Here is a 12,775-nt window from a genome sequence, read left to right as displayed (position 1 = left end):
TACCCGGCCTGCATTCTCGTAGGTCGGGTAAGGCGCAGCCGCCACCCGACATCAAAAAGAGCGCACAAAGCGCCATAACGTTTCTCAGAAGTCATCAATACTTATCTCTTAAGCATGTGAGCAATCCCATCTTTGTTATCAAGGAGTAAGTAATGACAATGCATCGCCGCGAGAAAGACTCCATGGGCGCCATCGACGTCCCGGCCGACAAGCTATGGGGCGCACAAACCCAGCGTTCGCTGGAGCATTTCCGCATTTCGACAGAGAAAATGCCCGTCTCGCTAATCCAGGCGCTGGCGTTGACCAAACGCGCTGCCGCCAAAGTCAATCAGGATCTGGGCCTGCTGGATGCCGATAAAGCCACCGCCATCATCAATGCCGCCGACGAAGTGCTGGCGGGCAAACATCCCGACGAATTCCCCCTTGCCATCTGGCAGACCGGCTCAGGCACCCAGAGCAACATGAACATGAACGAGGTGCTGGCGAACCGCGCAAGCGAGCTTCTTGGCGGCGTGCGCGGCATGGAGCGCAAGGTCCACCCGAACGATGACGTGAACAAAAGCCAGAGTTCCAACGACGTGTTCCCGACGGCCATGCACGTGGCGGCCGTCATCGCAATCCGCGAGCAGCTTATCCCGCAGCTCAACGTGCTTAAATCTACGCTTAACGAGAAAGCGCAGGCCTTCCGCGACATCGTTAAAATTGGTCGTACGCACCTTCAGGACGCCACGCCGCTGACGCTTGGTCAGGAGATCTCCGGCTGGGTGGCAATGCTGGAGCACAATCTTAAGCATATCGACAACAGCCTGCCGCATCTGGCGGAGCTGGCGCTCGGCGGGACGGCGGTGGGCACTGGCTTAAACACCCATCCCGAGTACGCGGTGCGCGTGGCCGAAGAGCTGGCGAAGATCACCGGGCAGCCGTTTGTTACCGCTCCGAATAAATTCGAAGCGCTGGCGACCTGTGATGCGCTGGTGCATACCCATGGCGCGCTGAAAGGGCTGGCGGCCTCGCTGATGAAAATTGCCAACGACGTGCGCTGGCTGGCCTCCGGCCCGCGCTGCGGCATCGGCGAAATCAGCATTCCGGAAAACGAGCCGGGCAGCTCCATTATGCCGGGCAAAGTGAACCCGACCCAGTGCGAAGCCATGACCATGCTGTGCTGTCAGGTGATGGGTAATGACGTGGCGGTTAACATGGGCGGCGCGTCGGGTAACTTCGAGCTTAACGTCTATCGTCCGATGGTGATCCACAACGTACTGCAATCGATTCGTCTGCTGGCCGATGGCATGGAGAGCTTTAACGAGCACTGCGCGGTGGGCATTGAGCCTAATCGCGAGCGAATCAGCCAGCTGCTGAATGAGTCTCTGATGCTGGTAACGGCGCTGAACACCCATATTGGTTATGACAAAGCGGCCGAAATCGCTAAAAAAGCGCACAAAGAGGGGCTTACCCTGAAAGCCTCTGCGCTGGCGCTGGGCTACCTGACGGACGCCGAGTTTGATGCCTGGGTCCGCCCGGAAGCGATGGTGGGCAGCCTCAGATAATCACTGCGCCACATACAGGTGCAGCCGCGGAATAATCAGCTGTAGCGGCTGCGCCTGGGGTTTATAGCGATGCTGAACGTTTTCAGCATCGTAATTCAGCAGTTCCCCGATATCCGGCACCACCGCACCCTGATCGGCATCGTAGAGCGCAATCAGCGGCGTCGGGCAGGCGTATTGCACCTGCTTTTGTTGTCCGGCGTACCAGACGCGGGCGATAGGCTGTACCTTCACCGGACGCTTTATTTTAAGACGGGTATCAGCTGGCAGGGAGGCAATGCTGTGGTACTCCTGCTCCAGCCGTTCAATCCACTGTTCCCGCGACCACGGGGCGACCGTTCGCGGCGATTTCAGGCTTTTCTCCAGCTGAGCCAGGATCTCATCGCGCGTGAAATTTTTAATGATGTGCTTGTTGGCCCAGCCGAAGCGCAGCGTGGCGGGGTGGCGCAGTACCGTCAGCGTGCGGTAAGCATTCAGGGTGATCAGCCCCGGAAGCTGGCGATGCACCCATTCAAAACGGGCAGCCCGCGCCAGCCCGGACTCAACGGTTACAATCTTCTCAAACGCGGCTTTCAGCGTATTGATATGCGTAATCTGCGCCTCAATTCCTTCACGCGTTGCGGCATCCGTTTGCAGGCAGATGACGCCGGGCAGGCGAACGGCGGCCTTACTGCTGCGATTTTCGGACTGCTGCTGGATGAAAAGGCGACGAAAGTGCTGCAACGTCATTTCCAGCGCCGCCTTGCCAATATGCTGTGTCACCTCAATGGTGTTCAGCGGGTCGTGCTCCGCGCCTTTCGCCACCTCGGGCAGGGAAAAGACGCGGGCGGCCAGCAGGCGGCAGTCCTGAAGTTGCCCCGTGAGGGTCAGTAACGCCTGCTCTATTTCCCGAAATGTGGTGTTAAGCCTTTCGATGAGATCGTAAGTTGCCATGGCAGCCCTTAATTAGTTACAACATACTACTGATATAGCATAACACGCCGGGTCAGGCCAGCGTGCGGTTTAGGTCAGGCAGGTACGGGAAGGGGAAGATTGTGATAGATCGGCCAGCTAAAGACGAACCGGGCTCCACCCAGCTCGCTCGCTTCGCAGCGAACCGAACCGCCCATCGCCTGGGCAATAGAACGGACAATAGCCAGCCCCAGACCACAGCCGCCGGTAGCCCGATCGCGGCTGGGATCGAGGCGCACAAACGGCTCAAAAACTTTTTCACGCTCCGCCGGCTCAATGCCGGGGCCATCGTCTTCCACACACAGAATCGCCTGGCTTCCCTGCAAATCTAAACCTATGCGCAGCGTCGTTTCGCTGTAGCGCATGGCGTTGTTCATCAGATTATCCAGCACGCGTTCCATCAGGCGCATGTCCAGTGCGCCGTACGCGCCGGGGGTAATGGCTGTAAGCAGTTTTCGCTGAGGGTTAACGCTCTGCACATCGTTAATATGCGTCTGTAGCCAGACGGGGAGATCCGGTGTACTGAGGTGCAACTCCGTCTGAGGCCGATCGAGGCGGGCATAGGTCAGCAGCTCTTCAATCAGCGCTTCAAGCTGGCCAATATCCCGATTGAGCGCCTGCGATTCCGCCCCGGTGAGGTTCTCGCTCATCTCCAGGCGATAACGCAGGCGTACCAGCGGAGTGCGCAGTTCATGCGCAATACCATCGATCAGCTGCTTCTTGCTGGCAATCAGTGCGTTGATGTTATCGGCCATCTGGTTGAAGGCAATACCGAGCCGGTCAAAACTGGAACCGCTGTCGAAATGTATGCGTTCAGTTAAATGACCCTCCCCAAAACGCTGTGCGGCGGATTCCAGTTTCAGCATGTCCTGCCAGTGCGGTCGCATCCAGATGAACACAGGGAAAGCGAGCGAGATGGCAATAAAGCCCAGCAGAGCGAGATCCAGCAGGCGCATCTGGTGCAGGTAATAGAGATAGGGCACTGGCCCGACGGCCAGAACATAATGGCTGCGCGGAATACGCTGAATGAAGGTATATTTCTCGTCCAGTGCGACGATGTCTCCGTCGCGCAGACGCTGCATCGCAGGCGGCGCTAAGTCAAAATCCTTCATGGGTTCGATACGCAAATCAAACGACAGATTCAGATCCAGCTCTTTTAACGTGCGCGCCCAGTCATGAGGAGGAATTTCTCGCAGCTCGCTACGCATCAGATAGAGCGAGCTTTTCATCAGATCGTCCAGGGATTGCCTGCCCGCGCGCTCTGCGGTGAATTTGTAGACCAGCCCGACCAGCATGGTCATCACCAGAAAGCAGACAAACAGCAGGAGATAAAACTGCACAAACAGCTTTTTCATTGGATAGCACCGCTAAATCAATCAATTAAGAACCCGGCTTTACTTCGTCAGCCCTGCGTGGACATCCATATCACCACAGGAACGAAGAAGGTTGATGATACACTTTCTTCGGAAACAGAGGGAGCAAAGTGAACAGCACGATTATGCGGAATAGTTAAATTTAAAGGGCAATGTCGTAAAAAAGCCTGCATTTTGCAGGCATTAATAATGATGGATTGTAATTTTTCTCATTCTGAGTGAAATAAATGCTGTGTTGTTAACCGGACTAGTGACAGAAAATATTATAAATATTGTTTGGCAGCATCAGATATTTCCTGAGAGGTAAGTTCCCTGTCTGAAGCAACATAGATAGAATTATGATCTCCCGTCAACGACGGAAAGCTTGCAGTCATGATCTGAAGATTAATTTCTTCACCATCCGGATATGTCTGGCGTACAGACGCTATGCCCTTAAGCACGATAATGACTTTGCTGGGGTTGGCATTAAAAAAAATGATCACCTTTCCATATATCACTCTATATCTCTTTGTGATTGTGCAAGGTAAGAATGTTCCAGAAGCGTGGCTCCTTTCTATTTTTTGCTCTCTTTGGGAAATAAAAGCAAGCAATATCCTGCCTTAACGTGTATGGTGGCAATCCTTTTCATTCAGGAGCAGCCTATGTCGGGACGTAAAAACTCGCAACTTCGTCGCAATTATTTAGTCAAATGTTCATGTCCAAACTGCGCTAAAGAGTCAGAGCACAGTTTCACTCGCATACAAAAGGGGGCCCAGCTTGTCTGTCCCTACTGTAGCGCTTTGTTTAAATCCTCTCAGCGTCTCTGAAGAAATACTCATACAAGAAGTGGAAGGGACGATGTTTTTCGCGGTCGCCTGATCTCAATAACACTTTACTGATTTACAAGCAGTTAGCATCGGATTGTAGACTGCTTGTGCAGTCCACGAGCCAGAAGCAACATCATCGTCAACGCGGCTGTGTGCTGATATTATTTATCGCAAAGCGTTACATTCGCAGCAGCAGGGCCTTTATCGCCGCTTACGATGATAAATTCGACTTTCTGACCTTCAAAAAGTGTTTTGAAGTTCTCTCCCTGAAGGGCAGAGAAATGCACGAAAACATCTTTGCTGCCATCTACAGGGGAGATAAAACCAAAGCCTTTATCTTCCTTAAACCACTTAACCAGACCTAAAATTTTTGATGACATAAAGACTCCATTTGAACATTTCCGAAGTGATATAAAAGCTAATAAACATATAATGCTAAGGTGTGGACTCAAAAGGAGGGGATATCAGCGATAGCGCCTGGTTATGAGAATTGTCATGCAACTTGCCCAACTATTATTGGATCGGACTAACGAGACCATTAATGCACGGGCAGGGTTAATTAGCAATTTTTATTTTAGCCTTCCGGATGGCTTGCTTAAAATTGCACAATAAAAATTAATTTGGTACAAGAAGCCAGAGTTGCCAGGCGTGACTACAGCCCAAATGTCCCCACAGGAGCATTTGGGCTGTAGTCACGGAGATTTATCCGGACAAAGGCGGTGCAGCAGAAATATTAATTATCTTGATCTCAATATTTCCGATTTTCGCTAATGTCTGGATTTACCTGTGCTGACAATCAGTGGGTTGGTGGCAAACCCATGCGGGCATTTCCGCGCGTTGCAATGCACCGCGTAAGTGCATATCTCCTCGTGCTGGTCTCGATTGTATGGGCAGGCCATCTTGTTTTTAATTTCACTCCACAACATTTCGTTGTAAGGTGATATGTTGTATATCGATATAGGCTTGAAAACACCATTTATGAAGACGCCATTTTTTGTCGGATATATCCTGTCACCGGGGTACAAATAGACATCGCTTTCATACCAAATGATGAGTTTCAAGAACTTGAGTCCCAAGATGCTTGAATAAACGATTCCCGTGTTAGGACAAATTACCGAGCTAATGACTCTCCATGACATTGCTATACCTCTTTCATTAAATAATTGAGAGAGTATAAGGTTTAGCATGAGAATTAGATTTCTGCAAACACGTAAGCTATTGAAAAAGATCGATATTATTTATATGTTCGCCATTATCCCCTTTGTTTTCATAAGGATAAGATAATGATTAAGTCAATTGTAAAGATCATTTTTAGCCTAATGTGCATTTAAGTGACGGATTTTTGATCGATGATGGTGCCTGCTCTGCTGAATATATATTGTACTATAGCAATCAAATACATTAGCGCTACTTTTGTTTACGCGAAAAATGCACATCGAATAGAACTGGAGAGAGGAATCAGACCAGAGGATATGTCATAACTGACGATGCATATAATCGATAACTTTCGACGAATACCGATAACAATTCCGATGCATCGTCAGTTATTTTTTGAATATTCCAGTTGGCTCCTTTTTCAGGTTTCCCAGGCGTGCGGTGCAAACAGATAGCCCTTGTTGCGTACGGTTTTGATGCGGTAAGGTTCCGTGGCGTTATCCAACAGTTTTTTACGCAGTCGTGAAATCGCCACATCAACGCTACGATCCATTCCGTCGTAACTTACGCCGCGCAGATTTTTCAGCAATGCATCCCGGTCCATAATTTGTCCGGCATGGGTTGCCAGCTCCCACAGCAGGTCAAAATCTGCGGTTGAGAGCGCAATCAGCTCCCCGGAAAGCATAACCTGTCGGTTGACCGGGTCGATAGAAAGTGTGCCGAAACGCATCGCTTTATGCGGCGTTAAGGAGGGCGCAGGCGCTTCACGCTCAGCGCTGGCACGCTGACGCAGATGGAGGCGTAAACGGGCTAGCAGAACCGCCGGCGGCGTGGTTTTCAGGATGTAGTCGTTTGCGCCCATCTCAAGCGACAGAATATGATTCATATCGCTGTCGAGAGAGGTCAGCAGCACGATCGGGCCGTCCCATTTCGCGCGCAGATCCCGGCATAGCGTCATACCATCTTTCCCGGGCAGCATGATGTCCAGCAACACCAGATCCGGATTTTCGCGGTTGACGACGTCTTCAGCGCGATCGCCACGAGGCTCGACAACCACTTCCATATCATGTTTACCCAGATAAGCGGCGATTAATTGCCCCACCTCGGGTTCATCTTCAACATAAACAATCTTATTCATACAACGTCTATCATCGCGAAAAACGTCAACATACACCGCGCAACCTTAACCTTCCATTAATCTTTCAAAATTAGCCGGAGTTCCGTTATCCTGCACGGGAATGTTATTTGATTGTTAAGGGAAAAGAATGGGGCTGGTGATAAAAGCCGCGCTGGGTGCGCTGGTCGTGCTGCTGATTGGGGTGCTGGCTAAAACGAAGAACTACTACATTGCCGGGCTGATCCCGCTGTTTCCCACCTTTGCGTTAATCGCGCACTATATTGTGGCCTCTGAGCGGGGTATTGAGGCGCTGCGCGCCACCATTGTGTTCGGGATGTGGTCGATCATCCCATATTTTATCTACCTGCTGTCGCTGTGGTACTTCACCGGTTTTCTGCGTCTGCCCCTGGCGCTGGGCGGGGCGGTGGTCTGCTGGAGCCTCAGCGCCTGGGTGCTCATCTTCTTCTGGAGCCGCTTTCACTAGCGCAGGGGGCGGCCACCGTCCACGGCAAACGTTCGGCCCGTGACGTAACAGCTGGTCAGCAGATAATCGATCAAGTCGATCACCTCTTTCTCGCCGGGCGCAATTTTCATTAACGACTTGTTGAGCGCCTGCTGACGATACTCGGCATCATCGCCTTCGTTAAATAAAATCATCGCCGGAGCAATCGCGTTGACCTTTACCTCGGGCGCCAGCTTGCGTGCGAAAGAGCGGGTCATATTATCCAGCGCGGCTTTGCTGGCCGCATAGGCGATATGTTTGTCGCTTCCTCGCTCCACCACGTAATCGGTGAAATGGATAATGTCTCCTGCGGCATGGCCGTGTCCGCGCAGCAAATCCTGTAGGGCATGGTTGAGCAGATAAGGCGCATTAACGTGGATCTGCATCATGCAGGCGAGCGTTTCGCTGAGTGAATGTCCTGCTTTTTCGGGAAGCCAGGTACTGGCGTTGTGAATAACCGCCCGCAGTCCGTGGGTGGTCGACTTCACTTTGTCCGCGAAGGCGAGAATACCTTCATCTCTGGAGAAATCCGCCTGAATGCAGACTGCTCCGGCATTTCGTAGCCCTTCAATGGAGGGATATTCCGTGCGGTAACTGACGATAACCGGATGGCGAAGATTGAGAAAGTGATGGGCGAGGGCGAGGCCAATGCGACGGCCTGCGCCAGTGATCAATATTGGGCGTTGCTGCGTGTGTCCCATCGTAATCTCCTTTTCAGTTCAACAATGGGACAGGCGGCGCTATCCCATTAACATCCACGTTGCCGGTACGGCAGCGACTAACAGCAAACCTATCAACGCCATTTCGCGGCGCTTAAGGGCATTATCAAGCTGATGCGTACGGCGAGCGTAGATAAACACCAGCAGGCCTGGGGCGTAGAGCACCACGGACAGCAGCAGATGCATCGGGCCGGAAGCATACAACAACCATAGACCGTAAATACAGGCGCCGACGCCTACCGCATAGTGTGCCGGGCGGGTCGCAATTTTTAACAGATATGCGCCCACTAAGAAATAGGGTACCAGAATCATCTCGGAGGCGATGGTCAGCAGCGTGTTATAGTCCGATCCTGTGAGCCAGATCAGCACCAGACAGACCTGCACGCTGATGTTGGTGAGCCACAGAGAGGCCGATGGCGCACTGTTTTTGTTCTGACGGGCAAACAGGCGCGGGAACGCTTTGTGCGTGGCGGCCAGGAACGGGACTTCCGCTGCCATAATGGTCCAGCTCAGATAGGCGCCGCAAACGGAAACAATCAGACCCGCCGCGATAATCACGTCCCCCCAGGGACCCAACATTTTCACCATCAGCCCGGCCATGGACGGGTTACGCATTTCCGCAAGTTCAGGGCGAGCTACCACGCCGAGCGACAGCAGCGTCACCAGCAGATAAACGCCCAGCGCCGCCAGTACGGCCAGCAGCGTGGCGCGTCCCACATCGCGCTTGTTACGCGCGCGGGCAGAGACCACGACGGCACCTTCAACGCCGATGAACACCCACAGGGTGATCAGCATGGTATTTTTCACCTGTTCCCAGACGGGGACGCCCAGCGCAATGCCGCTGAAATCGAGCGTAAAGACATCGAGACGGAAGGCGAGGAAGGCCAGCACGACGAACAGGCCAAGCGGCACCAGCTTGGCCAGCGTCGCCACCAGGTTAATGCTGGCTGCGGTCTGGACGCCACGCAAAATCAGCCAGTGAACTATCCACAGCAGCACCGAGGCGCCGACGATGGACTGCCAGGTATTGCCGTCGCCAAACAGGCGCAGTTCGGGCGTGTCGGTAAAGAAGCTGAGCGCCGAGAAGACGATAACCAGATAGGAGACGTTGGCGATCACCGCGCACAGCCAGTAACCCCAGGCGGAGCAGAAGCCGATCAGCTCGCCGAAACCTTCCCGGGCGTAAGTGAATATTCCGCCGTCCAGATCCGGTCGGATACGGGTCAGCAGCAGCATGGCGAACGCCAGCAGCAAAATCCCGACACCGGTAATGCCCCAGCCAATCAGTAATGCGGCCGGGCTGGCGACGGCCGCCATGTTCTGCGGCAAACTGAATACGCCCGCGCCCAGCATTGAGCTCAATACAAGTGCAGTTAAAGCACTCAGGCCAAGTTTCTTTTCCATTGGCTTCCTGTTATGAAAAGTCCAAATCCAGAATAATTATTTCGCTAAGGCGCATAAAAATGGTGGATCACGCTAAGGCGCGGGATTTTACGGAGTGTGAAGGATGCATGCAATGACGTGTGGCAGAAATCAGAAAAAAAGTAACAAAAAAGGCGGCACTGCGCCGCCTTTATGAAACCGTTTTGTTACTTGTACAGATCGGCGCTGATGGTCAGGTTGTTACCACGTTCCTGCCACTGGCGGGTGATGTGGTAATACTTCGCGCCTTTCTTCGCAGCACGCTTCGCCACCTGATAGGAGATTTCCGTCATGTTGCCATAGTTGCCCGTAAACTTGATGCTGTCGAACGGAACCATCTGCGCGGCAGTGGCTTTGTTCAGCTCTTCAATTTTCGTGCCGTCTGGTAACGTAACGGTATAACGTCCGCCTTTGGTGGATTGGGTTTCAAAGAAACGACCCACTTCAGCGCTTGGTGCCGCCGAGGTTGCAACGCCCGGAATTTCCACTTTCTTCGCTTCTTCACCGCCTTTCGCTAACGCGGCACGTCCCGCATCTGAATCCGCTGGAATGGCATCCGGGCTTTGTACTACGCGTTTTTTCGCATCTTGCTTATAGATGAAGGCGGTGATGCGCTGGTTTCCGCCCTGGTTGGCATCAACCTGACGCACGATATAGAACGCGTAAGCGCCTTTTTCTCTCGCGGCTTTGGTGATGGCATCGTTAACTTCAGGCTGGCTGCGGTAGAAGCCCTGAACGGTCACGGTGTCATACGGTTCCAGCTGAACAGCCTGATCTTTCGGCAGTTCAACAATGCCGTTAATCACGCGGTTTTTCTGTTCATCTGCTTTTGGGGCATTCTCTTTGTACAGCGCAATCGTCACGCGCTGGTTGCCGCTGTTGCCCTGATCGGACTGGTCAACAACGTAAAAAGAGGCAGCGCCGTTTTTATCGGCGGCTTTTGATGCGGCGGCGACGGCATCGCCAATAGAGTTATAGCGACCCACAATGACCGTATGGTCAAAAGGTTTTAACGCTGCCGCTTGCTCCGGCGTCAACTCTGTCGCGGCATTCGCAGACAGGGCGGTCGCGGAAAGAAGTGCGGACGCCAGGAGTGTGTTCTTAAGCTTCATAAAAATAATCCTTCGCCTTGCGCAAACCATGTACTGGTGTTGTTGTTAATTTGAGACGGTCCCGATTATGGCATTTAACACCCGTCGCTGTCTGCGGCATTTTTCACAGCCTGTGCTCACCAAAGGACCTGATTCGATAACATTTTGTGATATGTGGAAAAAACAGGCATTTCACAAGCAAAACTGATTAAGCATATGACTTTTACAAGTTAATTTAATGTTAATGAGTTGTTCTTTTATGGCGCTATATCATGTTTTTACCGCTTCGCTTGCGCGATTTATCGGTCCTGAAGGCGAATTTAAGGTAAATATCTCTGTCAGTGACCCCGATCGCTTATTTTTCACAGATAAAGTAAGAAATAGTGTTTTCTGGCGGTAGATCACGGGCGCTATTTTCAGTAGGTTATAGAAAGTTTGTTACTGTTTTATTTTCCGGGGTTAATCATTCTCCGTCGATATCTCGATGGTGAAAATTGATACAAACCGTGGGCAATTATCGACAAACCATCATCAAAAACCGATGGAAGGGAAAACTATGCGTATTGGGGTACCAAAAGAACGGTTAGCCAATGAAACCCGCGTAGCGGCAACACCAAAAACGGTGGAGCAACTGCTTAAACTGGGTTTTACCGTCGCGATTGAAAGCGGCGCGGGCAAACTGGCGAGTTTCGATGACGAGGCCTTTACTCAGGCTGGCGCGGACGTAGTGGACGGTGCTGAAGTCTGGCAATCACCCATCATTCTGAAGGTCAACGCACCGGAAGAGAGTGAAATTGAACTGCTGAACGCGGGCACGACGCTTGTGAGCTTTGTCTGGCCAGCCCAAAACCCGGAGCTGATGGAGAAGCTGGCAGCACGCGGTGTCACCGTGATGGCGATGGACTCCGTGCCGCGTATATCGCGCGCGCAGTCTCTGGATGCGCTGAGCTCCATGGCGAACATTGCCGGCTATCGCGCCATTGTCGAAGCTGCGCATGAGTTTGGTCGCTTCTTTACCGGTCAGATTACGGCGGCAGGTAAAGTACCACCCGCGAAGGTGATGGTGATTGGTGCCGGTGTGGCAGGTCTTGCCGCTATCGGGGCCGCAAACAGCCTGGGCGCTATTGTTCGCGCGTTTGATACCCGGCCGGAAGTGAAGGAGCAGGTGCAGAGTATGGGCGCCGAATTCCTTGAGCTGGACTTCAAGGAAGAAGCGGGCAGCGGTGATGGTTACGCGAAGGTCATGTCTGAAGCCTTTATTAAGGCGGAAATGGCGCTCTTTGCGGCGCAGGCAAAAGAGGTGGACATCATTGTCACCACCGCGCTTATTCCGGGTAAACCGGCGCCGAAGCTGATCACCCGTGAGATGGTGGATTCCATGCAGCCGGGCAGCGTTATTGTCGATCTGGCGGCGCAAAACGGCGGTAACTGTGAGTATACCGTGCCAAACCAGGTCACGACGACCGCGAACGGCGTGAAGGTGATCGGTTATACCGACCTGCCAGGGCGTCTGCCAACCCAGTCCTCTCAGCTGTACGGCACGAACCTCGTTAACCTGCTGAAGCTGCTCTGCAAAGAGAAAGACGGCAACATTACCGTTGATTTTGATGATGTGGTGGTGCGTGGCGTTACCGTGGTGCGTGAAGGGGAAATCACCTGGCCTGCACCGCCGATTCAGGTTTCCGCTCAACCTCAGGCTGCGCCGAAAGCGGCGCCAGAGCCCGCGGAGCCAGAAAAACCTGCGTCGCCGTGGCGCAAATACGCCATCATGGCGCTGGTTATTATCCTGTTTGGCTGGCTGGCGGATGTCGCGCCAAAAGAGTTCCTTGGCCACTTCACCGTCTTCGCGCTCTCCTGCGTGGTGGGTTACTACGTCGTGTGGAACGTTTCTCATGCGCTGCATACCCCGCTGATGTCGGTCACCAATGCCATCTCCGGGATTATCGTGGTCGGGGCATTGCTGCAAATTGGTCATGGCGGCTGGATCAGCTTCCTGAGCTTCATTGCGGTGCTGATCGCCAGTATCAATATTTTCGGTGGTTTCACCGTGACTCAGCGCATGCTGAAAATGTTTCGTAAAGGCTAAGGGGTAGCA

The 12,775-nt window shown here is 52.8% G+C and carries 13 protein-coding genes; 4 read left to right on the top strand and 9 right to left on the bottom strand.

Annotated features, from left to right (window positions below; translation table 11 throughout):
• Positions 1–152: 152 nt before the first annotated feature.
• Complete coding sequence (fumC, locus tag O1722_RS13195) at positions 153–1,547, top strand: class II fumarate hydratase (RefSeq protein WP_017693543.1); 1,395 nt, start codon at positions 153–155, stop codon at positions 1,545–1,547.
• Here fumC and tus read toward each other — a convergent pair whose 3' ends face one another.
• The 3 genes from tus to O1722_RS13180 form a co-directional block, all read right to left on the bottom strand.
• Entirely contained in the window at positions 1,548–2,477 is a 930-nt protein-coding gene (tus, locus tag O1722_RS13190) for a DNA replication terminus site-binding protein (protein WP_033487083.1), read from the bottom strand.
• A gap of 74 nt (positions 2,478–2,551) precedes the next feature.
• Entirely contained in the window at positions 2,552–3,850 is a 1,299-nt protein-coding gene (gene rstB / locus O1722_RS13185; protein ID WP_033487082.1) for a two-component system sensor histidine kinase RstB, read from the bottom strand.
• Positions 3,851–4,131: 281 nt separating this feature from the next.
• Complete coding sequence (locus tag O1722_RS13180) at positions 4,132–4,362, bottom strand: hypothetical protein (RefSeq protein WP_033487288.1); 231 nt, start codon at positions 4,360–4,362, stop codon at positions 4,132–4,134.
• Positions 4,363–4,476: 114 nt separating this feature from the next.
• Here O1722_RS13180 and O1722_RS13175 point away from each other — a divergent pair, with 114 nt between their 5' ends.
• Positions 4,477–4,674, top strand: coding sequence for a YnfU family zinc-binding protein (locus tag O1722_RS13175; protein WP_306414190.1), 198 nt, complete (start codon positions 4,477–4,479; stop codon positions 4,672–4,674).
• A gap of 161 nt (positions 4,675–4,835) precedes the next feature.
• Here the strand turns inward: O1722_RS13175 and O1722_RS13170 are convergent, their stop codons facing one another.
• From O1722_RS13170 to rstA, 3 genes are all read right to left on the bottom strand, one after another.
• Positions 4,836–5,054, bottom strand: coding sequence for a cold shock domain-containing protein (locus tag O1722_RS13170; RefSeq protein ID WP_017384577.1), 219 nt, complete (start codon positions 5,052–5,054; stop codon positions 4,836–4,838).
• Between the two features lie 387 nt (positions 5,055–5,441).
• The gene (gene iraM / locus O1722_RS13165; RefSeq protein WP_033487287.1) at positions 5,442–5,813 is read right to left on the bottom strand and encodes an anti-adapter protein IraM; all 372 of its coding nucleotides are present in this window, start codon (positions 5,811–5,813) and stop codon (positions 5,442–5,444) included.
• Positions 5,814–6,250: 437 nt separating this feature from the next.
• The gene (gene rstA, locus O1722_RS13160) at positions 6,251–6,967 is read right to left on the bottom strand and encodes a two-component system response regulator RstA (RefSeq protein ID WP_015570649.1); all 717 of its coding nucleotides are present in this window, start codon (positions 6,965–6,967) and stop codon (positions 6,251–6,253) included.
• 127 nt (positions 6,968–7,094) lie between these two features.
• On the opposite strand from rstA, the gene O1722_RS13155 reads away from it, so the two are divergent.
• On the top strand, positions 7,095–7,430 hold the full coding sequence (locus O1722_RS13155; protein WP_032670034.1) for a GlpM family protein: 336 nt from the start codon (positions 7,095–7,097) through the stop codon (positions 7,428–7,430).
• Here O1722_RS13155 and folM read toward each other — a convergent pair.
• From folM to ydgH, 3 genes are all read right to left on the bottom strand, one after another.
• The gene (gene folM / locus O1722_RS13150) at positions 7,427–8,149 is read right to left on the bottom strand and encodes a dihydromonapterin reductase (RefSeq protein WP_033487081.1); all 723 of its coding nucleotides are present in this window, start codon (positions 8,147–8,149) and stop codon (positions 7,427–7,429) included. The genes O1722_RS13155 and folM overlap by 4 nt on opposite strands.
• Positions 8,150–8,188: 39 nt before the next feature.
• On the bottom strand, positions 8,189–9,571 hold the full coding sequence (locus tag O1722_RS13145) for an amino acid permease (protein ID WP_003857548.1): 1,383 nt from the start codon (positions 9,569–9,571) through the stop codon (positions 8,189–8,191).
• Between the two features lie 185 nt (positions 9,572–9,756).
• Positions 9,757–10,701, bottom strand: coding sequence for a DUF1471 family protein YdgH (gene ydgH, locus O1722_RS13140; protein WP_000769339.1), 945 nt, complete (start codon positions 10,699–10,701; stop codon positions 9,757–9,759).
• A gap of 535 nt (positions 10,702–11,236) precedes the next feature.
• Between ydgH and pntA the strand changes: the two genes are divergently transcribed.
• Positions 11,237–12,766, top strand: a complete 1,530-nt coding sequence (pntA, locus tag O1722_RS13135; protein WP_033487079.1) for a Re/Si-specific NAD(P)(+) transhydrogenase subunit alpha — start codon at positions 11,237–11,239, stop codon at positions 12,764–12,766.
• Positions 12,767–12,775: the final 9 nt, after the last annotated feature.

The sequence above is a fragment of the Enterobacter cloacae complex sp. HYC003_NIDB genome, assembly GCF_056673375.1.
This window is presented reverse-complemented; position numbering and strand designations above follow the sequence as displayed.